At 66.7% G+C, this 22,791-nt stretch carries 24 protein-coding genes; 16 read left to right on the forward strand and 8 right to left on the reverse strand.

Going from position 1 to position 22,791, the window contains the following annotated elements; all coding sequences use genetic code 11:
* Position 1: 1 nt before the first annotated feature.
* On the reverse strand, positions 2–1,003 hold the full coding sequence (locus tag HL666_RS09550; RefSeq protein WP_172113175.1) for a tripartite tricarboxylate transporter substrate binding protein: 1,002 nt from the start codon (positions 1,001–1,003) through the stop codon (positions 2–4).
* 177 nt (positions 1,004–1,180) lie between these two features.
* Here HL666_RS09550 and HL666_RS09555 point away from each other — a divergent pair, with 177 nt between their 5' ends.
* The 5 genes from HL666_RS09555 to HL666_RS09575 all read left to right on the forward strand — a co-directional run bounded on the left by HL666_RS09555 (position 1,181) and on the right by HL666_RS09575 (position 7,862).
* Positions 1,181–2,983: a long-chain-acyl-CoA synthetase gene (locus HL666_RS09555; RefSeq protein WP_172181119.1), complete on the forward strand. Its 1,803-nt coding sequence runs from the start codon at positions 1,181–1,183 to the stop codon at positions 2,981–2,983.
* A 128-nt stretch (positions 2,984–3,111) separates the two neighbouring features.
* Positions 3,112–3,357, forward strand: a complete 246-nt coding sequence (locus HL666_RS09560; protein WP_172132190.1) for an acyl carrier protein — start codon at positions 3,112–3,114, stop codon at positions 3,355–3,357.
* On the forward strand, positions 3,344–4,732 hold the full coding sequence (locus HL666_RS09565) for a class I adenylate-forming enzyme family protein (protein WP_172181121.1): 1,389 nt from the start codon (positions 3,344–3,346) through the stop codon (positions 4,730–4,732). The genes HL666_RS09560 and HL666_RS09565 overlap by 14 nt, the downstream gene beginning before the upstream one ends.
* A complete protein-coding gene (locus HL666_RS09570) occupies positions 4,725–5,456 on the forward strand; it encodes an SDR family NAD(P)-dependent oxidoreductase (protein WP_172113178.1) in 732 nt (243 codons plus the stop codon). Before HL666_RS09565 ends, HL666_RS09570 begins: the two co-directional genes overlap by 8 nt.
* Positions 5,457–5,567: 111 nt before the next feature.
* Entirely contained in the window at positions 5,568–7,862 is a 2,295-nt protein-coding gene (locus HL666_RS09575; RefSeq protein ID WP_172181123.1) for a heavy metal translocating P-type ATPase, read from the forward strand.
* Position 7,863: 1 nt separating this feature from the next.
* Here HL666_RS09575 and HL666_RS09580 read toward each other — a convergent pair whose 3' ends face one another.
* Complete coding sequence (locus HL666_RS09580) at positions 7,864–8,262, reverse strand: hypothetical protein (RefSeq protein ID WP_172132192.1); 399 nt, start codon at positions 8,260–8,262, stop codon at positions 7,864–7,866.
* 155 nt (positions 8,263–8,417) lie between these two features.
* On the opposite strand from HL666_RS09580, the gene HL666_RS09585 reads away from it, so the two are divergent.
* Positions 8,418–9,134: an MgtC/SapB family protein gene (locus tag HL666_RS09585; protein ID WP_172181125.1), complete on the forward strand. Its 717-nt coding sequence runs from the start codon at positions 8,418–8,420 to the stop codon at positions 9,132–9,134.
* Between the two features lie 275 nt (positions 9,135–9,409).
* Positions 9,410–10,561, forward strand: coding sequence for a DUF3095 domain-containing protein (locus HL666_RS09590; protein WP_172113183.1), 1,152 nt, complete (start codon positions 9,410–9,412; stop codon positions 10,559–10,561).
* A gap of 8 nt (positions 10,562–10,569) precedes the next feature.
* On the opposite strand, the gene HL666_RS09595 is transcribed toward HL666_RS09590, so the two are convergent.
* Both HL666_RS09595 and HL666_RS09600 read right to left on the reverse strand, forming a co-directional pair.
* Positions 10,570–11,004, reverse strand: a complete 435-nt coding sequence (locus HL666_RS09595; protein ID WP_172113184.1) for a DUF2147 domain-containing protein — start codon at positions 11,002–11,004, stop codon at positions 10,570–10,572.
* Between the two features lie 1,093 nt (positions 11,005–12,097).
* Complete coding sequence (locus HL666_RS09600; protein ID WP_172181127.1) at positions 12,098–12,631, reverse strand: GNAT family N-acetyltransferase; 534 nt, start codon at positions 12,629–12,631, stop codon at positions 12,098–12,100.
* Positions 12,632–12,737: 106 nt separating this feature from the next.
* Here HL666_RS09600 and HL666_RS09605 point away from each other — a divergent pair, with 106 nt between their 5' ends.
* From HL666_RS09605 to HL666_RS09645, 9 genes are all read left to right on the forward strand, one after another.
* Positions 12,738–13,337 (forward strand): superoxide dismutase, encoded by a 600-nt coding sequence (locus tag HL666_RS09605; protein WP_172181129.1) that lies wholly within the window; start codon positions 12,738–12,740, stop codon positions 13,335–13,337.
* 192 nt (positions 13,338–13,529) lie between these two features.
* On the forward strand, positions 13,530–13,916 hold the full coding sequence (gene crcB, locus HL666_RS09610; RefSeq protein WP_172181131.1) for a fluoride efflux transporter CrcB: 387 nt from the start codon (positions 13,530–13,532) through the stop codon (positions 13,914–13,916).
* 416 nt (positions 13,917–14,332) lie between these two features.
* A complete protein-coding gene (locus tag HL666_RS09615; RefSeq protein ID WP_172181133.1) occupies positions 14,333–14,566 on the forward strand; it encodes a hypothetical protein in 234 nt (77 codons plus the stop codon).
* Positions 14,567–14,574: 8 nt separating this feature from the next.
* Positions 14,575–15,327: a metal ABC transporter ATP-binding protein gene (locus HL666_RS09620; RefSeq protein ID WP_172113189.1), complete on the forward strand. Its 753-nt coding sequence runs from the start codon at positions 14,575–14,577 to the stop codon at positions 15,325–15,327.
* The gene (locus HL666_RS09625) at positions 15,327–16,196 is read left to right on the forward strand and encodes a metal ABC transporter permease (RefSeq protein WP_172113190.1); all 870 of its coding nucleotides are present in this window, start codon (positions 15,327–15,329) and stop codon (positions 16,194–16,196) included. The genes HL666_RS09620 and HL666_RS09625 overlap by 1 nt, the downstream gene beginning before the upstream one ends.
* Before the next feature lie 8 nt (positions 16,197–16,204).
* Positions 16,205–17,074: a metal ABC transporter substrate-binding protein gene (locus tag HL666_RS09630; protein ID WP_172113191.1), complete on the forward strand. Its 870-nt coding sequence runs from the start codon at positions 16,205–16,207 to the stop codon at positions 17,072–17,074.
* 71 nt (positions 17,075–17,145) lie between these two features.
* Complete coding sequence (locus HL666_RS09635; protein WP_172113192.1) at positions 17,146–18,186, forward strand: CobW family GTP-binding protein; 1,041 nt, start codon at positions 17,146–17,148, stop codon at positions 18,184–18,186.
* Positions 18,186–19,205 carry a WD40 repeat domain-containing protein gene (locus tag HL666_RS09640; RefSeq protein WP_172181135.1) on the forward strand — a complete coding sequence of 340 codons (1,020 nt, stop codon included), beginning with the start codon at positions 18,186–18,188 and terminating at the stop codon, positions 19,203–19,205. The genes HL666_RS09635 and HL666_RS09640 overlap by 1 nt, the downstream gene beginning before the upstream one ends.
* 147 nt (positions 19,206–19,352) lie before the next feature.
* Entirely contained in the window at positions 19,353–19,673 is a 321-nt protein-coding gene (locus tag HL666_RS09645) for a hypothetical protein (RefSeq protein ID WP_172113194.1), read from the forward strand.
* Between the two features lie 301 nt (positions 19,674–19,974).
* Here the strand turns inward: HL666_RS09645 and HL666_RS09650 are convergent, their stop codons facing one another.
* The 4 genes from HL666_RS09650 to HL666_RS09665 form a co-directional block, all read right to left on the reverse strand.
* Positions 19,975–21,399, reverse strand: a complete 1,425-nt coding sequence (locus HL666_RS09650; RefSeq protein ID WP_172181137.1) for a homospermidine synthase — start codon at positions 21,397–21,399, stop codon at positions 19,975–19,977.
* A 62-nt stretch (positions 21,400–21,461) separates the two neighbouring features.
* Positions 21,462–21,851, reverse strand: a complete 390-nt coding sequence (locus HL666_RS09655) for a RidA family protein (protein WP_172113196.1) — start codon at positions 21,849–21,851, stop codon at positions 21,462–21,464.
* 97 nt (positions 21,852–21,948) lie between these two features.
* Positions 21,949–22,110 carry a hypothetical protein gene (locus HL666_RS09660; RefSeq protein WP_172113197.1) on the reverse strand — a complete coding sequence of 54 codons (162 nt, stop codon included), beginning with the start codon at positions 22,108–22,110 and terminating at the stop codon, positions 21,949–21,951.
* Complete coding sequence (locus HL666_RS09665) at positions 22,098–22,688, reverse strand: GNAT family N-acetyltransferase (protein WP_172181139.1); 591 nt, start codon at positions 22,686–22,688, stop codon at positions 22,098–22,100. Before HL666_RS09665 ends, HL666_RS09660 begins: the two co-directional genes overlap by 13 nt.
* Positions 22,689–22,791: the final 103 nt, after the last annotated feature.

Consider the following 22,791-nt stretch of genomic DNA (forward strand, 5'->3'; position numbering starts at 1 on the left):
ATCAGTTCTTCGCGCTCGTCTGCGGGACCAGCTTGCGCCAATGCATGATCTCGGCGCGGTAGGTCGCGGCGTAGATGCCGGTATCGCCGGGGATCGGCGTGGCGCCGACCTCGGCGAACTGCTTGCTGATCTCGGGATCCAGCAGCGCCGCGTTGATCTCGCGATTGAGCAGCTCGACGATCGGCTGCGGGGTGCCGTGCGGTACGGCGACGCCGTAGAAGCCGGAGGTCTCGAACGCCGGCAGTACGTCGGCGACCGGCGGGATATCGGGGAAAGCTGCGGCGCGATCGCGTGTCGACACCGCCAGCGCCCTGACCTTGCCGCTGCGCAGCAGGTCGACGGCGGCCGCGGTGTTGTCGAACATCGCGTGGATGTGGCCGGAGGCGAGGTCGATCAGCGCCGGGCCCGAGCCGCGATACTGGACCACGGACCAGCTGATCCCGCCGAGCGTCCGGAACAGCTCGGCCGACAGCAACTGGACGGTGCCGGGACCGGCGGAGCCGACGCTGAGCTTGCCGGGGTTCGCCCTGGCATAAGCGAGGAACTCGGCCAGCGTCTTCACCGGCAGCTCCTTGTTGACCAGGAGCAGCAACGGCAGCCGCGCGATGCCCGCCACCGGCACGAGTTCGCCGGAGCTGTCGGGACCGGGCATGGACTCGCGCGAGGCGTTGATGACGTTGGCGGTCGACGTCGCCAGAATGGTGTAGCCGTCGGGAGCGGCGCCCGCGACGCTCTTGGTGGCGACGTTGCCGCCCGCACCCGGCCGGTGATCGAGCACGAAGGCCTGGCCGAGCCGGCGGGTCAGCCGGTCGCAGATCAGCACCGACAGGCGGCCGGTGGCGCCGCCCGGGGCGAACGGAATGACCCAGGTGACGGGCCGGGATGGATAGGGTGCGTCTGCTCCCGCCGCTGCCGCGGCGGCCGGATGGATCGCCGCGGCAGCACCGCTCCAGGCGGCGCATTGCAGCAGCGCACGTCGTGTAATCGTCGTGTCCTTGGGCATGCCGGCCTTCGCGTTGGCATGTTCTGGGAAATGCAACCTAGCCGATATTTGCAAGTACTTCGTAAAGGATCGCATTCGCATCAACCACGATCGACTTTCAGCAGGTTAACCGTGCCGGTTAACGGCCGGTCAGGCGCGGCCGCCTATAAGGTCGCCGAACTCGAAGCGGTGGCAGCCATGACATCCGAGCGCGCGGAGCGATCTGCGGACCCCATCACGCCCGGCCCGAAGCCGTCGGCGGCGAAGATCTGGCTCAAGGCGATCGAGCTGACCGCGCGCATCGAGGCCGAGCCTCAACGGCTGTTTGCCGACATCATCGACGACTGGGCCGCGAAGCAACCCGCGCGGCCGGCGCTGATCTCGGATGGCGACATGCTGAGCTATGCCGCCCTGTCCGCACGCGTGAACCAATATGCCCGCTGGGCGCTGACCATTGGTGTCGCTCCAGGCGACACGATCGCCCTGATCATGCCGAGCCAGCCGGACTATCTGGCGGCCTGGCTCGGGATCAGCCGCATCGGCGGCGTGGTCGCGCTCATCAATACCAATCTGGTCGGAGCGTCGCTGGCGCATTGCATCGGCGTCGCCAAGCCGGCTCATGTCATCCTGTCCCGAGAATTCGCCGAAGCCTACGCCGGCGCGGCATCGCTGATCGCGAGCGCCCCCCGTGTATGGATGCATGGCGGCGATCTCGACACCGCGGTCGCGGCCACCGACACGCGGGCGCTCGCAGCGGCCGAACGTCCCGCCGTGACCATCAACGACCGCGCGTTGCTGATCTACACGTCCGGTACGACCGGCCTGCCCAAGGCCGCCAGCATCAGCCATCGCCGCATCCTGAATTGGGGCGGCTGGTTTGCCGGCCTGACCAGCGCCGGTCCCGATGACCGGCTCTACGATTGCCTGCCGGTCTATCATTCCGTTGGCGGCATCGTCGCGCCCTGCAGCATGCTGCGCGCCGGCGGCACGGCGGTGCTGGCGGAGAAATTCTCGGCGCGCAACTTCTGGCGCGACATCGTTCGTCACGATTGCACGCTCGTCCAATATATCGGCGAGCTCTGCCGCTATCTGCTGGCGGCGCCACCCTCGGAACTCGATCGCACGCATCGGCTGCGGCTCGCCTGCGGCAACGGCTTGCGCGGCGACATCTGGGAGCCATTTCAGCTGCGCTTCGCGATCCCGCAGGTGCTCGAATTCTACGCGGCGACCGAAGGCAATTTCTCGCTCTACAATGTCGAGGGCCGGGTGGGATCGATCGGCCGGGTGCCGTCGCTGCTCGCGCATCGTTTTCCGGCTGCGATCATCCAGCTCGATGCGGATCAGCGCGCGCCGCTGCGCGGGCCCGACGGCTTTTGCCTGCCATGCGCGCGCGGCGAGACCGGCGAGGCGGTGGGCCGCATCGGCAAGGCCGACGAAGGCGGCGGTCGCTTCGAAGGCTATACGGATGCGGCCGAGACGGAGAAGAAGATCCTGCGCGATGTCTTCGCGAAGGGCGATGCCTGGTTTCGTACGGGCGACCTGATGCGCCAGGACGAGCAGGGCTTCTTCTATTTCGTGGACCGCGTCGGCGACACGTTTCGCTGGAAGGGCGAGAACGTCGCGACCAGCGAGGTGAACGACGCGATCTTGCAATGTGCGGGTGTCATGGAGGCGTCGACATATGGCGTCGTCGTGCCCAATGCCGACGGACGTGCCGGCATGGCTGCACTCGTCGTCAATGACGACTTCGACGTCGATGTGCTATCAGCAGCGCTTGCCCGGCGGCTCCCGGCCTATGCGCAGCCGGTGGCGCTGCGCATCACACCATCGCTGCAGTCGACCGAGACCTTCAAGCAAAAAAAGCAGGAACTCATGCGCGACGGATTCGATCCGGCGCTGGTGTCCGACCCCATCTATGTGAGAGAGGCGGTGAGCGGCGCCTATCGCGTGCTCGACCGCGAAGGCTATGCGCGGATCGTGGCGGGCGAGGTCCGTTTGTAGAGCATTTTAATCATAGGCGATGATGCGCATTTACCAACGCTCTCGAAACATCCGGGTAAACACCGGGTTCCTTCACCATCGCCCTCTATCGTTGGCTGCATCGTTTTGAACAGCAAGTGGATTGGCCCATGTCGGTACGGTTGAGGATCATTGCGGCGATCAAGCAGATTGCGGACGAGCAGAAGGTCAAGCTGCCGCAGCTGACGGATGAGCTGACGCTGCACGAGACCGGCTTCGATTCGCTTGCGTTCGCCATTCTGGTCGCCCGCCTCGAGGATGATCTCGGCGTCGATCCGTTCACCCTGTCCGAGGACGTGACGTTCCCCAACACGATCGGCGATTTCATCAGGGCCTATGAGAATGTCCCCGCGTGAGGTCTTCGCGCTGCGCGATCATCTCGGGACGGCGCTGACGGAGCGGACGATTTCCGATCCGCGTCACGCCGTGACGCTCGCGCAACTGACGACCGGCAGCTGCCTCGGCGGACGCGCCGGCGAGCTCGACGGACGCTCGGTGCTGCTCGCGACCTCCGGCCAGCTCCTGGCCGGCTTCGCGCTGATCGAGATCGACGGCGTTGCCCGGCGCATGCTGCTGTGCCCGCCGGACCTGAAAACCGAGCATCTCGCCAGCATCATCGCCGACGCGGAGATCGATGCCATCGTCACCGACGAGCCGGAGCGCTTCTCCGAGTGCGCGGTGAACCTCAGCGTTCCGGTTGGACTACCCGCGCTCTCGGCCCGGATGGCGCAGACCACGCGTGCCACCGAATGGCTGATGCTGACCTCGGGCACGTCGGGGGTACCGAAGATCGTCGGCCATACGCTGGAAGGCCTGTGCGGCGCCATCATCGGCGATCGACCGGTCCCGGGCGACGCTTTGCCGGTGTGGGCGACCTTCTACGACATCCGCCGCTACGGCGGGCTGCAGATCTTTCTGCGCGCGATCGTCGGCGGCGGCTCGATGGTGCTGTCCGACCCGGGCGAGGCGCTGGCCGATCATGTTGCGCGCCTCAACAAATGCGGCGTCACGCACATCTCGGGAACACCGTCACATTGGCGCAAGCTGCTGATGAGCGGATCGGCCGAACAGTTCGCACCGCGCTACGTGCGGCTTTCCGGCGAGATCGCGGATCAGGCGGTGCTGGATGGCTTGAAGCAGGCGTTTCCGCGGGCCTCGATCGGTCACGCCTATGCTTCGACCGAAGCCGGCGTCGGCTTCGCCGTCAATGACGGGCTGGAAGGCTTTCCCGCGACGCTGCTTGGCGAAGGCCGCGGTGCCGTCGACATGAAGGTGGTGGACGGTTCGCTGCGCATTCGCTCCAGGCGCGCGGCGCATGCCTATGTCGGACGCGCGGCGGCTGCGCTCACCGATGGCGATGGCTATGTCGACACCGGTGACATGGTCGAGCTGCGCGGCGAGCGCTACTACTTCGTCGGCCGGCGCAATGGCGTCATTAATGTCGGTGGCCTCAAGGTTCACCCCGAGGAGATCGAAGCCGTGATCAATGGCCACATCGAGGTGCGGATGTCACGCGCCAAGTCGAGGCGCAGCCCGATCACCGGCAGCATCGTCGTTGCGGAAGTCGTGCTGACGGCGGATGCAGATCCTGCACGCGCAGAGGCGGTACGCAACGAGATCCTCGCCGATTGTCGTGCACGTCTCGCGGCTCACAAGGTGCCGGCGATGATCCGCTTCGTCCCGGCGCTCGACGTCACCCCGGCCGGCAAGCTGGCGCGCAGCGATGCGTAATGTCCTGGTCACCGGCGGCAGCCGCGGCATCGGGCTCGCCATCGCGCGCCGGCTCGCGGGCGCTGGCTTCGACGTCGTCGCTGTGGCCCGCCGCGAGAGCGAAGATCTGCGCGCAGCGATCGCCGAGTTCAGCGCCAGCAGTGCCGGAATTCATTTCCGCGCCTGCGACCTCAGCGCCGTTGACGCGATCCCCGCTTTCGTGAAGTCGGTGCGCGACGAGTTCGGTCCGCTCTATGGTCTCGTCAACAATGCCGGCATCGGCACCGAGGGTCTGCTTGCGACCATGCACAATTCGGAGATCGAGGGCCTGGTGCGGCTCAACGTGCTGGCGCCGATGATCCTCACCAAATATGTCGTGCGGCACATGATGGCTGCGGGCGAGGGACGCATCGTCAACATCTCCTCGATCATCGCCAGCACCGGCTATAATGGCCTTTCGGTGTATGGTGCGACCAAGGCGGCTGCGAATGGCTTCACGCGCTCGCTGGCACGGGAGGTCGGCAAGGTCGGCATCACCGTGAATGCGATCGCGCCCGGCTTCATCGCCACCGAGCTGACCCAGAGCATGGACGCGGAGCAACAGCGGCGCATCGCCGGTCGCAGCGCGCTGCGGCGGTTGCCGGAGACTGACGACGTCGCCGCAATGGTCGAGTACCTGATGGGCGAGGGCGGCCGCAACGTCACGGGTACCGTGCTGACGGTCGACGCGGGCAACACGGCTTGAGGCCAATGCCTCCGGCTGGCACTGCGGCAACGTGCCTCGCGGTTGATTTCGCTCAAGCATGCGCCGGGTCGCAGCGGCGATAGTGCCGCCACAATCTGGAACCTTCGTGCCATGTTCGAGCGCATCCTGCGGTGGACCCTCGTAGCAATCGCCGTCGCGGGTCTCGCCGCCGGAGGCGTTGCGCATCTGGTCGGCCGGCCCGATCTCGCAGGATATGCCTTTACGGCATCGACGGTGCCGGTCATCCTGGGCCTGCTTGTCTCGATAGTGAGAGATTTTGTGGCCGGACGCATCGGCGTCGACGCCATCGCGCTGGTGTCGATGAGCGCGGCGATCGTCCTCGGCGAGCCGTTGGCGGGCGCCGTGGTGGCGCTGATGTATTCCGGCGGCAACGTGCTCGAGGATATTGCGGTCGCGCGTGCCGAGCACGATCTACGGGCGCTGGTCGACCGGGCGCCGCGCTTGGCGCATCGCTGGCGTGAGGATCGCATCGAGGATGTTCCGGTCGCCGATGTCACCGTGGGCGACCGCCTGATGGTACGGGCCGGGGAGATCGTTCCGGTGGACGGCGTGGTAGAAACGGCCGTCGCCGTGGTCGACGAGTCGGCACTCACGGGCGAGCCGATCCCGGTTTCGAAGACGCGCGGCATGGCGATTCTCTCGGGCTCGCTGAATGCCGGTGAGACCTTCGACCTGGCGGTCACCGCGACGGCGGGCGAAAGCACCTATGCCGGCATCGTCAAGCTGGTGACGACGGCCCAGACCGCCAAGGCGCCGTTCGTGCGGCTCGCCGACCGCTACGCCCTGATCTTCCTGCCGGTCAGCCTCGCCATCGCGGCGGCGGCCTATTTCGCCTCCGGCGATGTCATCCGCAGCCTGGCGGTCCTGGTCGCCGCGACGCCCTGTCCGCTGATCCTGGCGGCCCCGGTCGCTTTCATCGCCGGCGTGGCGCAGGCGGCGCGCAGCGGCATCCTGGTGAAGGGCGGCGGCAAGCTCGAGGCGCTGGCGCGGGCGCATACGGTGCTGTTCGACAAGACCGGCACGCTGACCGTCGGCGGCGCGCGGCTGCTCTCGGTCGAAGCGGCGCCCGGCGAGGAGGCCGATGCGGTGCTGCTGCTCGGCGCCTCGCTAGAGCAGGCCTCGCACCATGTGCTGGCGCACGCCATCGTCGAGGCCGGCCACGCCCGCGGGTTCAAGCTCAAGGTGCCGGAGCGGGTGCGGGAGACGATGGGCTCCGGCCTCGAAGGCGTCATCGACGGCCGCAGGATCAGCGCCGGCTCGCCGGACCTCATCCTCGGCAATCACGCGCCGCCACCTTGGGCGGCGCGTGCCATCCGACGCGCCTCCTGGCGCTCGGCGCTGATCGTCTTCGTGGCGGTCGAGGGCCGCCCGATCGGGGCGTTGCTGCTCGCCGACGAGTTGCGTGCAGACACGCCGCGCGCCATCCGCTGGCTGCGCGAGGCGGGCATCGCGCGGATGGTGATGGTGACCGGCGACCGCGCCGCGGCCGCGCAGGCGATCGGTGCCGCGCTTGACCTCGACGCCGTGCTCGCCGATCGCGTGCCCTCCGACAAGGTCGACGCGGTCAAGAGCGAGCAGCGCCTGCATCCGACGATCATGGTCGGCGACGGCATCAACGACGCGCCGGCGCTGGCGTCGGCCGATGTCGGCATCGCGCTCGGCGCCCGCGGTGCCAGCGCCTCGTCCGAGGCCGCCGACGTCGTCATCCTGGCGGACCGGCTCGACCGCGTCGGCGAGGCGATCGTGATCGCGCAGCGCGCCCGACGGATCGCGCTGGAGAGCATCATCGCCGGCATGGCGCTGTCCTTCATTGCCATGGGAGCTGCGGCCTTCGGCCTGCTGCAGCCGGTGCCCGCGGCCCTGGTGCAGGAGGCGATCGACGTCGCCGTCATCCTCAACGCGCTCAGGGCGCTGCTCCCGGCCGGCCGCGGCAAGGTCGGCCAGATCACGGCCGAGGACGGCCGCGGTCTCCGGCATGATCACCAGGCGCTGCTGCGCGGCCTCGACCGCCTGCGTGCCATCGTGGATGCGCTCGACGAGGCCGCGCCAGAGCGGGCGGTCGTCCTGATCGCCGAAGCCAATGCGCTGGTGCAGGACCAGGTCGTCGCGCATGAGCGCGATGACGAAGGCTCGGTCTATCCCAGGCTGGCGCGGTTGCTGCAGGATAGTCACGGCCTGTCCGCGATGAGCCGGGCGCACCGGGAAATCCTGCATCTGGCGCGGCTGCTCGGGCGGGTGGTCGAGGACCTACCGTCGGAAAAGGTCGACCGCTATCTGATCCGCGATGCCCAGCGGGTCATCGAGGCGATCGAGACCCTGGTGCGCATGCATACGGCGCAGGAGGACGACATCTACGAGGCTGTCGCGGCGCGTTCGGCCGCGTAGCTCAGCCCGAGTGCCTCGGCAGGTCAATGCGCTCGCCGGCAAATTCGGCCGGGCCTTCGACCAGGCGACGGATCCGCCGCTCGCGCTCGTCGGCGGGCAGGCTCGGATCGAGCATCTGATCGATCAGCTGGATCGCATTCTGCTCGATGGCAACCGGGTCCCGCAGTTTCGGCTGTGTCATGGCCGGCGGCCTGGACGCATGCAGGCCGATCGCGAGCAGCCGGCTGATCGCATCCGACCGCGTGATCTGGTGCGTCTCGGCCCAGGCATCGATGTCTGCGGTGAGCTGCTGCGACAGCTTTACCGCGCTCACTGCATCATGTCCCAGCCGGACAGCGGGACTGTGATCCCTGCGCGTGTCGGACAATGGCGTCATCGGCGTCATCTGCCTGTTGATCATATCAGCCTAAAATATGCGTGGGGGAATGGGATTTGATTTCGATCAAGGACGGCCTAAGAAAGCGGCGTTCTCGCGGCGGTTCCGCCGTCGGAGGCCAAACATCTGTCTGCCGCCTGGCGGCCGGCGCAGCGTGATCCCGAAGATCGTCATTGCCCATGCGATTCCTGCACACCTTTCAGCTCCATGATTTCCTCGACACGCTGGTCAGCCTGTTCGCCGCCTTTGTGTTGGGCACGCTGATCGGCGCCGAGCGGCAGTACCGGCAGCGCAGCGCCGGCCTGCGCACCAACGTGCTGGTCGCCGTCGGCGCGGCGGCCTTCGTCGACATCGGCAACCGCCTCACCGGCGCTGACGGCGCGGTGCGGATCATCGCCTATGTCGTGTCGGGCATCGGCTTTCTCGGCGCCGGCACGATCATGAAGGAAGGCATGAACGTCCGCGGCCTGAACACGGCGGCCACGTTGTGGGCCTCCGCCGCCGTCGGCGCCTGTGCGGGTGCCGACCTGCTCGCCCAGTCGGTTGCGCTGACCCTGTTCGTGCTCGCGGGCAACACGCTGCTGCGGCCATTGGTCAACGCCATCGACCGCATCCCGCTGAATGCGCGGGCCTCGGAGGCCAGCTACAAGATCGTCGTGACGACCGATGTCTTGCATGTCGCCGAGCTGCGCGAGGCGCTCGACGAGCGGCTGGAGGCCGCCAAATATCCGGTGCGGGAAACCGATGTCGCCTATCGCTCCGAGGACATCGTGGAGATCGTCGCGACCTTGGTGCCGCTTGCGGCCGAGACCGCCGAGCTCGATCGCGTCGTATCGGAGCTGATGAAGCTGTCCGGCGTGCGTCATGCGACCTGGAACGTCAGCACGCTGGAGTAGCGGCGCAACGAGACGCCCGCCCGAAACATTGCTGCCTCCGCCATGGTCCGACATTCCCCGCGACCAACTCCTCGAACATGGGCCGAATGTTCCATGTCGCCCGTGAACCATGGCTGAATGGGGCAGCCCGGCCGCCGGCCAGAAGCCGGCGGGTATCGCCGTGCGGGGGCTCCCTTTGCAGTCTGGCGCACCAGGATCGCCCGGCAGCTGAACCTGCTTGACAGGGATGATCGTAGCTCCCCATGGAAGGCGTACTCCGGACGGATGACAACGCGATGCCGATGACCAGCGCTGCGGACTATTATGCCTCGATCCCGGTGTTTCGCGGCTTTGCGCGGCTGATGGAGCCGCAGCTCTACAAGCCGGTGCCGGACGACTGGATGATCGGCACGGCCGACATCGTCGAGTCGACGAAGGCGATTGCCGACAAGCGCTACAAGGCGGTCAACATGGCCGGCGCCGCGGTCATCGCCGCGGTCACCAATGCGCTGGAGGGACGTGAATTCCCATTCGTGTTCGGCGGCGATGGTGCGAGCTTCGCGGTCGGACCGGACGATGTGGCCGCCGCGCGTGAGGCACTGGCGACGACGGCGACCTGGGTCCGCGAGGATCTCGGCCTCTCGATGCGCGTCGCGCTGGTGCCGGTGAGCGCGATCCGCGCAGAGGGGCTCGACGTGCGCGTGGCGCGCTACGGACCGTCGGCCAATCTGTCCTATGCGATGTTCGCCGGCGGCGGGCTGGGCTGGGCCGAGGCTGCGATGAAGCGCGGCAAGTTTGCGATCCCGCCGGCGCCGCCCGGCGCGCAGCCCGACCTGTCGGGGTTGTCATGCCGGTTCGAGGAAATGCCGTCCTCGCGCGGTCTGATCCTCTCGGTGCTGGTGCTGCCGGCTGCCGGGGCCGAGCCGAACGCGTTTCGCAAGGCGATCGAGGACATCATCGCGCTGACCGAGCGCAGCCCCGATGCCGGGCGGCCGGTGCCCGCCGGCGGTCCGGCGCTCAACTGGCCGCCGCAGGGCTTGGGCTACGAGGTGCGGGCGACGCGCGGCAGCTCGCTGCTCTCGCGCTGGGTCCGCGTGCTCGGGCGCACGCTGTTCGTCTATACGGTCATGCGCTTCGGCATCCGCATGGGCGGCTTCGTGCCGGAGCTCTACCGGCAGCAGGTCGTGGAAAATTCCGACTTTCGGAAGTATGACGACGCGCTGCGCATGATCCTCGACTGCACCGAGGAGCTTGCGCGGGAGCTGGAGCGGCGCCTCGGTGCTGCCGCGTCACGGGGCATCCTCCGCTATGGCCTGCACCGGCAGGGCGCCGCGATGATGACCTGCTTCACGCCCTCGGCGATTCGCCCCGATCACGTCCATTTCGTCGACGGCGCCCAGGGCGGCTACGCATCGGCGGCGACCGCGCTCAAGGCCGCGGCCGCCTGAGCGCGACGTCAGCGCGAGCGCGTCCAGGTCTCGCCGCCGCACAGCGTGCCGACGCAGCCTTCGACCTTCAGCGTATCGGGACCGGACACCGAGATGTGGCTGGTGTAGCTCTGGCCGTCATCGGCGTTGTAGATCTTGCCGGACCATTTGTTCGGCCCATCGGGGCGGACGCCTTCGAACAGCTGCAGGCCGATGATCGGGCGATTGGCCAGCGCGCGGTTGGGGTTCTTGTTGTCGACGGCCGGCTTGCCGGTGTCGGTGTCCATCGGCTCCTTCAGCCACACGACGGTGCCGCACAGATTGGCGCCGCACTTGGCGACCTTGATCCTGGCGTCGCCGGCCTGGGTCAGCCAGGTGCCGCTCGGATCGTCGGCAGCCAGGGCCGGCTGCGCGATCACCAGAGCAGCGAGTGTGAGACCAGCCAGACGCAATTTCCAAATCATCTTACCCCCCGTTCAAGCCGCGCTTCCTTAACAGCAAACGGCGCGGTTGCAATCGGGAGAGGTGCGGTTGTCCAAAGCGCCGTCATCACGATCGGGTGCAATGCTGGCGGGTTGTCTCAATTCCTTGCGCGGTTGTCTCATGGCCCCTCGGATCAGATCTGGCTGGCGCGACAATCACCGTCGTCGTCCCGGCCTTGAGCCGGAACCCATACCCACAGGGAGCGGTTTGAGGCAGGCTGGTCGTTGGCTTCTGTGCCCATCACGTCTGCTGAGGAGTCTGGATCCCGGATCGGCGCTATGCCGCGCTGGCGCGCGTCATGGCTTGTCCGGGACGACAGCAATGGGTGGAGCGGATTTTACGAGTCAAACAGCGATCGACTTGAAGACATGAAGGCGTGGTCTCGCGGCGAAACTCGCCCGAGTGGTGCATCGAACACGTCCCTCGCAATCATGCAGAGGGCGCAGGGAATGCCGGGTGAGGGCCTCACCCATGGCCCGCCTGCTGAAAAAAATGCAGGCGGCAGGTACCACAGGCAAAGCCGAACACGCCGGCATTCCCTGCGCGATGGTCTTCACGCTTATACGCAGTCTCCCTGGTGCGCCGGCTTGTTGGCCACCATGCCGCGACAAGGCTTGCGCCTTGCGCCGTCGACACCAGCTTCGGGGTGTCAGGACGCTGCGACTCCACGTCCGCGATCGATCGTTCGTCCGCGCCTTCGTGAGAAGACGCTGCGATCCCTCGCGGCCACCGCATCCCCGCCTCGCGTGTCGTGACGATCGCGCGCTACGCCCCTGCTGCATGAGGCGGGATGCGCGGGAGATAATCATGTTTTACGGAAATACGCAAGAGGATTATTTTTTTCGGAAGTTGTATTGTCGGAGATGGCGGGTAGAGAGAGCCCGGCGGGCAGTGCCCGTGCCGCGCGCTCCGCTGTCGTCCCGGCCTTGAGCCGGGACCCAGACGCCGCGGCGGACGTGTTGGGCGAAGAGCCAATTGCAGGCGTGCGTCAAACTGCTCCCTGGGGGTATGGGTCCCGGATCGGCGCGCGCGTTGCGCGCTTGTCCGGGACGACGCGAGAGAGGCCTTGTGCTGTCACCACGGCAGTCCGCACAGATCGATCGTTCCGCGGGTCGGCGCGGTGCGTTTGACGTCGTGGACCATCGCCGACAGCGTGTCGAAGCGGATGCGGCCCTTCTCCGGCTGCTCGGCATAGACGTCGCCGTCGAACGGGATGAAGCCGCGCGCGCCGTAGAAGGCGACGCGATCCGGCGCGCAGAACAGGACAGCGTAATTGATCGAGTCCTCGTGGCGCAACGTCTGGATCGCCGCGTTCAGTCCGACCGTCGCCAGGCCGCGATTGCGCCTGTCGGCGCGCGTCAAAACGCCGCCGATGCCGGCGATGTTGACGTTCTGCCCGTTCCATTTCACCAGGCGGCGATAGATCCCGACATGGCACAGCACCTCGCCCTTTTCGTCCTGCACCAGTACGCGCAGGTCGGCATGCGCAAATCTGATACCGGCCCAGGGTAGGCTCGTGACCACCTCCGGCGGCCAAATCGCGTCATAGAGCGGCTTGGCCAGCGGCCAGGAGGCGTCTCCATTGAGGACGTCGATCTCGATGCTCATCAAAACGGCTCGCTTTTTCCAGAATCACGGTGTTTTACGGCTTCGGAACCTTCTATAAGGAGGTCCCGTTAAATCCCGTCTTCTCACAAGTTGCGGAACCGACCCCATGACCTTTACGCTTCCCCCCCTGCCTTACGCCTATGACGCCCTCGGCGCCTACATGTCCAAGGAGACGCTGGAGTATCATCACGACAAGCATCACCAGGCCTATGTGACCAACGGCAACAATCTGATCAAGGGGACCGAATTCGAAGGCAAGTCCCTCGAGGAGATCGTCAAGGGCTCGTTCGGCAAGAACGCCCCGATCTTCAACAATGCCGGCCAGCACTACAATCACATCCACTTCTGGTCCTGGATGAAGCCGAATGGCGGTGGCACCAAGTTGCCGGGCGCGCTGGAGAAGAAGATCGACGAGGACCTCGGCGGCTACGAGAAGTTCAAGGCGGACTTCATTGCCGCCGGCGTCGGCCAGTTCGGCTCGGGCTGGGCCTGGCTGTCGGTCAAGAACGGCAAGCTCGAGATCTCCAAGACCGCCAATGGCGAGAGCCCGCTGGTGCATGGCGCGACTCCGATCCTCGGCGTCGACGTCTGGGAGCACTCCTACTACATCGACTATCGCAACCGCCGTCCCGACTATCTCAAGGCGTTCGTCGAGAACCTCATCAACTGGGAATATGTCGAACAGCTCTACAGCAAGGCTGTCTGATCTCTCGTGATCGACAGAGGAGGGCGGCGAGCTCGGGCTCGCCGCCCTTTTTCTTTGACGCGCCTGTTGTTTGACGCTGATGTGACGTCGGCCGTTCTTGCCAGCATGAGATGGCTGCGGCAAAAGTTTTGTCTGTTGCCGGGATGAGGGCAGGGCATCCGTTCTCTCGATGCCGTGCGGGGGTGAGGGTCTGTGAATCAGCTGTTCGGCTATCTGCTCGTGTTCGTCGGCGGCGGCTGCGGCGCCTCGCTGCGGCATATGATCAACATGGCTGCGGCCCGCGGGCTCGGCACAGACTTCCCCTGGGGCACCTTCATCATCAACATCACCGGCTCGACCGTAATGGGCCTGATCGCCGGCTATCTCACCTTCAAGGGCGGCGCCACCCAGCACTGGCGGCTGTTCCTGATGACGGGCATCCTCGGCGGCTACACGACGTTCTCGGCGTTCTCGCTGGATACGGCGCTGCTGTATGAGCGCGGCGCACTGGGGCTGGCGGCGCTTTATGTGCTCGGCTCCGTCGGCATCTCGATCGCGGGACTGTTCGCAGGGCTGGCGCTGGTACGGGTTCTGAGCTGAGGCAAATCCAGCGATGGCCCCGATGCCGGCCGCGCAGACGGTGCGCCCCCTCTCCCAGTTCTTCACGGGGAGAGGGCTGGGGTGAGGGGCAGCAGCACGGGCGGTATTCGCGCCATGCCGTCCGCACTTGCGCATGCACCACGAAGAGAGCCTGCCATGGAAGGCGTTGCTTCGAAGAGAAGGGCCCTTCGCAGCGCCAGATGCCTCCGTTCGAGAGCTGCAGCCCTGTTTGATAACGCTGCCCGTGTGGCTGCCCCTCACCCCAAACCCTCTCCCCGTGAAGAACGGGGAGAGGGAGCGCACCGCGGGCGCGGCTCGATCTCGGATCCCATAGCCAGTCAACCACCGTCCAACAGGGAAAACGTCCCTCCGGTGCCGTGGACAGGCGTGACGTTATAATGTAACATTATGACGAAATGACCCAGTCCGCCCTCCAGAGTCATGGCCACAGCCATGCGCATGACGCGCATGGGCATGGGCATGCGCATGGCCACAACCACACGCACGCTCACAGCCATGACCCCGCCGCGCCGCATCCGGCGCAGCCGGCGCCGTGGTCGATCCTGCGGATGCCGGTGACGGTGCGGCTTGGCGCTGCCCTCGCCGCCAGCGCGGTGCTGTGGGTGATCGTCATTCTGGCGATGCGGTGAGCTCGGCCATGGCGCAACTGCAGTTCCGCGATGTCACCCTGGGCTATGATCGCCATCCGGCCGTGCATCACCTCTCCGGCGAGGTGAGTGAGGGGGCGCTGTTGGCCGTCATCGGCCCGAACGGCGCCGGCAAGTCGACGCTGTTTCGCGGCATCGTCGGCCTCTTGAAGCCGCTTGCCGGCAGCATCTCAGCCGCCGGCCTCAAGCCGCGGGAGATCGCCTATCTGCCGCAGATCGCGGACATCGACCGCACCTTCCCGATCTCGGTGTTCGATTTCGTTAGCACCGGTCTCTGGCGTTCGGTCGGCATCTTCGGCGGCATCGGCGCTGCGGCGCGTGAGAAGATCGCGCAGGCCATTGCGGCCGTCGGCCTCACCGGCTTCGAGGGTCGCGGCATCGGCACCCTCTCAGGCGGGCAAATGCAGCGCCTGCTGTTCGCGCGCGTGCTGCTGCAGGATGCCCGCGTGATCGTGCTCGACGAGCCGTTCAACGCGATGGATTCCAAGACCTCGTCCGACCTGCTGCAACTGATCGAGCACTGGCATGGCGAGCGGCGCACCGTGATGGCGGCGCTGCACGACATGGACATGGTGCGCGCGCATTTCCCGCAGACCCTGCTGCTCGCGCGCGAAGCGGTGGCGTGGGGGCCGACCGCCGAGGTGCTGACGTCGGACAATCTCGCGCAGGCGCGCCGGATGTGCGAGGCGTTCGACGATGCCGCCGCACCCTGCGCGCCGGCTCAATCCTCGAAGGCGGCGTGATGCTGCGCGAGGTGCTGTTCGCTCCGTTCTCGGATTTCGAGTTCATGCGCCGCGCGCTCGCGGCCGTCATCGCGCTGTCGCTCGGCTCCGGGCCGATCGGCGTCTTCCTGATGCTCCGGCGCATGAGCCTGGTCGGCGACGCCATGGCGCACGCCATCCTGCCGGGCGCCGCGATCGGCTTCCTGCTGTCCGGGCTCAATCTCTTCGCGATGACGACCGGCGGACTGGTCGCCGGTTTCGCCGTGGCGCTACTCTCCGGCCTGGTGTCGCGCTCGACCGGGCTCAAGGAGGACGCCTCGCTCGCGACCTTCTATCTCGCTTCGCTGGCGCTGGGCGTCACCATCGTCTCGGTGAAGGGCACCAACATCGACCTGCTGCACGTGCTGTTCGGCAACATCCTGGCGATGGATGACCCGACGCTCCTGATGGTCGCGACCAACGCCACCATCACGCTGGTCGTGCTCGCGGTGATCTATCGTCCGCTGGTGGTCGAGAGCGTGGATCCGTTGTTCCTGCGGACCGTGAGCCGGGCCGGCGCACCGGCGCATCTCATTTTCCTCGGCCTGATCGTGGTCAATCTCGTCAACGGCTTCCAGGCACTGGGCACCTTGCTTGCGGTCGGGCTGATGATCCTCCCCGCGGGCATTGCGCGGTTCTGGTCGCGCGACGTGACGCCGATGATCTGCATCGCGGTCGGATCGGCGATCGTCTCCGGCTACATCGGCCTGGTGCTGTCGTTCCAGACCCGCATTCCCTCCGGCCCCGCGATCATCCTGGTCGCATCGCTGATCTATCTCGGCTCGGTTCTGTTCGGACGCGTGGGCGGCGTGCTTCCGCAACTGTTTCCGGGACGCCACCTCGAAGCTTGAGCCTCATGATGAAACGTTTGCTTCCCGCCCTCGGCCTGCTGCTGTCGCTCGTTGTCCCCGCATCCGCCGATACCAAGCTCAGCGTCATCACCAGCTTCTCGATTCCCGCCGACTTCGTCCGCCAGGTCGGCGGCGACAAGGTCACGGTCACCTCGCTGGTCGGGCCGGACAGCGACGTGCACGTCTACACGCCGACGCCGCACGACGCGAAGGAGGTCGGCGCGGCGAAGCTCCTCGTCGTCAACGGCCTCGGCCTGGAAGGCTGGCTGCCGCGGCTGCAGCAGGCGTCCGGCAGCAAGGCGCCGATCATCGTGGCGACGGCCGGCATCGCGCCGCGCAAGCGCGGCGCGGATGCCGACCCGCATGCCTGGCAGTCGGTCGGCAATGCCAAGGTCTATGTGAAGAACATCCGCGACGCGCTGATGGCAGCAGATCCGGCCGATGCCGAGACGTTCAAGGCCAATGCCGAGCGCTATCTCGGCGAGCTCGATGCGCTCGACCGCGAGGTCCGGACCGAGATCGACAAGATCCCGGCCGAGCGGCGCAAGGTGATCTCCACCCATGACGCCTTCGGCTATTTCGCCGACGCCTATGGCATTGCCTTCATCGCCCCGCTCGGCGTCTCCACCGAGACCGAGCCGTCGGCCCGCGACGTCGCCGAGATCATCCGCCAGGTGAAAAAAGCCGGCATTCCGGCGGTCTTCCTGGAGAATTTCAACGACGACCGGCTGGTCGGCCGGATCGCGGCGGAGACCGGCGCCAAGATCGGCGGCACGTTGTATTCGGACGCCCTGAGCGCGGAAAACGGCCCCGTTCCCACTTACATTGCCATGGTCAGGCACAATATAAGGGCCCTGACGAGCGCGCTTGTCCGCTAGGGTTTTACCCTCGCGGCTTTCGGCGCTTTTTGAGCCATTTTCGACGCGATCCCCAAGTTTCCGGAGTGCGCATGTCCGACGCGAGCAAGACCCCCGTAACGGTGCTGACCGGCTATCTCGGCGCCGGCAAGACCACGCTTCTCAACCGCATCCTCTCCGAAGACCACGGCAAGAAGTACGCCGTCATCGTCAACGAGTTCGGCGAGATCGGCATCGACAATGACCTCATCGTCGGGGCCGACGAGGAAGTGTTCGAGATGAACAATGGCTGCATCTGCTGCACCGTGCGCGGCGATCTCGTGCGCATCATCTCCGGCCTGATGCGCCGCAAGGGCAAGTTCGACGCGATCATCGTCGAGACCACGGGGCTCGCCGATCCGGCGCCGGTGGCGCAGACCTTCTTCGTCGACGAGGACGTGCAGAAGAATGCGCGGCTCGACGCGGTCGTGACGGTGGCCGACGCGAAGTGGCTCTCGGACCGGCTCAAGGATGCGCCGGAAGCGAAGAACCAGATCGCGTTTGCCGACGTCATCGTGCTCAACAAGACCGACCTCGTCACCAAGCCGGAGCTCGCCGAGGTCGAGGCGCGCATCCGCGCCATCAACCCCTACGCAAAGCTGCATCGCACCGAGCGCTGCCAGATCGCGATCGCGGATGTGCTGGAGCGCGGCGCGTTCGATCTCGACCGCATCCTGGAGATCGAGCCGCAATTCCTCAATGCCGGCGACGATCACGATCATCACCATCATGATCACGACCACGGCCATGATCATCACCACCATCATGACCACGGGCTGAAGCACTATCACGACGAGGAGATGCAGTCGCTGTCGCTGCGCTCCGACAAGCCGCTCGATCCGTCGAAGTTCATGCCGTGGCTGCAGAATCTGGTGCAGACCGAGGGCGGCAAGATCCTGCGCTCCAAGGGCATCCTGGCGTTCCAGGACGATGACGATCGCTACGTCTTCCAGGGCGTGCACATGATGCTCGAGGGCGATCATCAGCGGAAGTGGAAGCCGGACGAGGCGCGGCAGAGCCGCGTCGTCTTCATCGGCCGCGAGCTGCCGGAAGACGCCATCCGCGAAGGCTTTGAACGCTGCATCGTGACCTGATGACCAACTTCGATACGGGCGGCGAGGCCGCATCCATCGTCTCCGTCACCGACAAGGTGAAGCCGGTCTCGCTCGGCATGGCCGTGACGGCCGTGCACTATCTTGGCGACCACGCTGCCTTCGTCGGCACCGAGGAGAGCGTCGCCGTCGTCGATACCGAGGGCGAGATCAGCAAGGTCGACGTTACCGGCGGCGGCATCCTGTCGGCGGTGTCGGACGGCTCGCGCATCCTGTTCGGCGGCGATGACGGCAAGGTCTCATCCCTGGACAAGTCCGGCACGGTGAGCGTGCTGGCGACCGATCCGAAACGGCGCTGGATCGACAACGTCGCCGTCCATCCGGATGGCGCGATCGCGTGGTCGGTCGGCAAGACCGCGTTCGTGCGCGCGCCCAAGGGCGAGGAGAAATCGCTCGAAGTGCCCTCGACCGCGGGCGGGCTGGCGTTCGCGCCGAAGGGCCTGCGGCTCGCGATCGCGCATTATAACGGCGCGACCTTGTGGTTTCCGAACATGGCGGGCGAGCCGGAATTTCTCGGCTGGGCCGGCTCGCATCACGCCGTCACCTTCAGCCCGGACAACAAGTTCCTGGTCACCGCGATGCACGAGCCGGCGCTGCACGGCTGGCGGCTCGCGGATTCCAGGCACATGCGCATGACCGGCTATCCGTCACGCGTGAAGTCGATGTCCTGGGGCAGCGGCGGGCGTTTCCTCGCCACCTCGGGCGCCGACATGGTCATCCTCTGGCCGTTCGTCGGCAAGGACGGCCCGATGGGCAAGGAGCCGGCGATGCTGGCGCCGATGAAGGCCAAAGTCACGGCCGTCGCCTGCCATCCCAAGCAGGACATCCTGGCCTGCGGCTACGAGGACGGCACCGTGCTGATGGTGCGGATGCAGGACGGCGCGGAGATCCTGGTGCGCCGGAACGAGACCCCGCCGGTCGTGGCGTTGGGCTGGAATGCCGCGGGAACGTGGCTGGCGTTCTCCGACGAGAGCGGAGAGGCGGGGCTGCTGCGGCTGTAATGGAACGTTTCCAAGCCGTGATGGGGCATAGCGGCGCAGGACCGAATGGGAACCTCGCCGCTATCAGTCCGTTGTTCCCCCGCATGATCTGATGCGAGCGCCACATGAGGTGGTGTGATGCGCGTCAGAGGATGCGGAGGACAACCGATGGCTCCGATCAACAGCAAACGCACCTTGCGCCGCGACCTGTGGCTCGCCGTCGGTCTGCTCGGCTTGGGCATGCTCGTTGCGATCATTTCGTTTACCGAGATCAAGGCCGGCCATCTTGATCAGATGGCCCAGGCGACGCCGTCTGCCTCGCCCGAGCCGTCGGCGACCCCGGCCGAAGCCAAGCCCGGCGGCACCCGCCCGACCACGCCCGCGCCCGAGCCCGCGCGTCCCGACATCGAGGCCCAGAAGGAAGGCGCCAAGCCCGCGCTGCCGCCGGCCCCGGCCGAAAAGGTCGCGCCTCCGATGGACAAGAAGTAGTCGGTCGCCACGAGCGAAGTGCTCGATTGGGCGCATTCTGTCTCAACGTCGTCATGGCCGGGCTTGACCCGGGCATCCACGTCTTTCGTTGGGTGCGGCTACGTGGATGGCCGGGTCAAGCCCGGCCATGACGGAGGTGAGGGTGTGGATGAACGCGGCCGGAATCCCCGTCGTCGTCCCGGCGAACGCCGGGACCCATAACCACCGTTCGTGGTTTGAGGCAGGCTGTTAGCTCCACCTCCCGCCTCATAGGCGTCACGGAGTCTGGGTCCCGGCTCAAGGCCGGGACGACAGCGGCGGCTTACCGCACCAGGATGTTGCGGAACTGCCAGGGATCGGACGTGTCGATGTCCTCCGGGAACAGGCCTGGGCGGTCGTTCAGCGGCGTCCAATCCGTGTAGTAGCCCTTGACCGGGCCGAGATAGGGCGTCTGGATCTCGAGGCAACGGCGGAAGTCCATTTCGTCCGCTTCGACGATGCCGGCGGTCGGGTTTTCCAGCGCCCAGACCATGCCGGCGAGGACCGCTGACGACACCTGCAGGCCGGTCGCGTTCTGATAGGGCGCGATGCGGCGGGTTTCCTCGATCGAGAGCTGCGAGCCGTACCAATAGGCGTTCTTGCCGTGGCCGTAGAGCAGCACGCCGAGCTCGTCGATGCCGTCGACGATCTCGTTCTCGTCGAGGATGTGCCACTTCTCCTGCATCTTGCCGGTGGCGCCGAAGATCTCGTGCAGCGACAGCACCGCGTCGTTCGCCGGGTGATAGGCGTAGTGGCAGGTCGGGCGGTAGACGACCTTGTCGCCGTCGCGAACCGTGTAGTAGTCGGCGATCGAGATCGACTCGTTGTGCGTCACCAGGAAGCCGTATTGCGCGCCCGGCGTCGGACACCAGGAGCGGACGCGCGTGTTGGCGCCCGGCTGCAGCAGATAGATCGCGGCACCGCAGCCCTCGCCGTGGCGGCGGCCGTTCTCCGGCATCCACGTCTCATGCGTGCCCCAGCCGAGCTCGGCCGGCTGCATGCCCTCGGACACGAAGCCCTCGACCGACCAGGTGTTGACGAACACGTCCATCGGCTTCGGGTTCTTGGAGCGCTGGGTGTCGCGCTCGGCGATGTGCACGCCCTTGACGCCGAGCTTCTGCATCAGCTGCGCCCAGCCTTCGCGGCTCTTCGGCTCGACGATCTCGGTCTTGGTATCCTTGGCGATGTCGAGCAGCGCCTGCTTGACGAACCAGGAAACCATGCCGGGATTGGCACCGCAGGTCGAGACCGCGGTGGTGCCGCCCGGGCTCTTGCGGCGCGCGGCCAGCAGCGTCTCGCGCAGCGCGTAGTTCGAGCGCTGCTCGACGCCCACCTGCTTGTCGAAATAGAAGCCGGCCCACGGCTCGACGACGGTGTCGATGTAGAGCGCGCCGATCTCGCGGCACATCGTCATGATGTCGACCGAGGAGGTGTCGACCGACAGGTTGACACAGAAACCCTGGCCGCCGCCTTCGGTGAGCAGCGGCACCAAGAGCTCGCGGTAATTGTCGCGGGTCACGCCCTGCTGGATGAAGCGCACGCCGTGATTCTTGGCCAGAGCGCCGTCGTCATGCGGATCGATGATGACGAAGCGGCTCTTGTCGTAGTCGAAATGGCGTTCGATCAGGGGCAGGGTGCCCTTGCCGATCGAGCCGAAGCCGATCATGACGATGGGGCCGGTGATCTTGGCGTGGATCTGCGAGCTCATGATGGGTCTCTCTTCTCGGACGGTGGCTGCGCCGGGGGCGCAAGCACAGGAAAGGGCAGCAATCAGGCGCTGCGCCGTTTGGCGGTGACTTCGATCTCGACCTTCATCTCGGGCTTGAGCAGCGCCGCGACGACCACCATGGTGGCGGCGGGGCGGATGTCGCCGAGGACCTCGCCGCAGACCGCAAAATGCGCATCGGCGTCGGCGACGTCGGTCAGGTAGTAGGTCGCGCGAACGATGTCGGCCATCTCGAATCCGCCCTCCTGCAGGGCGGCCGCGATGGTCTTGAAGCAGTTGCGTGACTGGCTCGTGACATCGGCCGGCATCGTCATGGTGGTGTAGTCGTAGCCGGTTGTCCCGGCGACGAAGGCGAAATCGCCGTCGATCACCGCCCGGCTGTAGCCGGCGGTCTTCTCGAACGGTGATCCGGTAGAGATCAGACGGCGGGGCATTTTGGGACCTCGTCGGGGGATTTTCGGGGGTTAAAGAGCTTTTGCTGCACCTGCGCAACCCCCGGCGGGGCGGGCCGGGCGCGGCTTGCCGGAATGCCTAACGCAGGCGCGTCACGTCGGATCCGGCCGGCGGCGCGCCGTTCCAGCGCCGCACCACGATGTCGCGGACGATCATGATGCCGAGCAGGATCAGCACCAGCGTCGGCAGCCACGTCCGCCGCGGCGGCTGAGCTGCCGCCTCGGCCCTCACGCCGCGCATGGCAGCCGCCGCTCCTTGCGGCGGCGGACTTTGCGCTCGGGCGCACCGGTGGCGACGATCATGCCGGCGGCACCGTCCAGCGCGCCCTCGACCAGCTCGAGGCCGAGCAGGCGGGCGCGCTCGAACGCGCCGGGCAGCTCCAGCTCGGCCGCCTTGGCCGCCTCAAAGCCGAAGCGGGCGTAGTAGGGCGCATCGCCGAGCAGGACGACCGCTCCATGGCCGCGCGACGCCGCGATCATCAGCGCGGCATTCATCAGCGCAGCGCCGACGCCGAGGCTGCGCGCCTCGGGGGCGACCGCCAGCGGCCCGAGCATCAGCGCGTCGCGTCCGCCGGCGCTGACGTGCCACAACCGCAGCGTTCCCACGAGGACGCCGCTGCGCACCGCCGTCAGGGCGAGGCCTGCGGCAGGCGCGCGTCCGTCGCGCAGGCGCTGGCAGGTGCGCTCATGGCGATTGTCGCCGAAGCACAGGTCGAGCAGCGTCTCGCGCGCCGCGACGTCGGAGGCACGCTCAGCTCGGATCACGAACGGAGCGGCAGTCCGAAAGGGCGCAGTCATCTGGGAGCGAAAAGCGGTCATGGCACGTCAGTCCCCGGCCTGCGCCGCGGGCTGTCGCCCGCGCGCAAACACGTGATGTCAGGTTGATGGTGACGGTCTGTCGCTCCCTCCCCCGCTTGCGGGG

The organism is Bradyrhizobium aeschynomenes (genome assembly GCF_013178945.1).
GTDB classification, from domain to species: Bacteria; Pseudomonadota; Alphaproteobacteria; order Rhizobiales; family Xanthobacteraceae; genus Bradyrhizobium; species Bradyrhizobium aeschynomenes.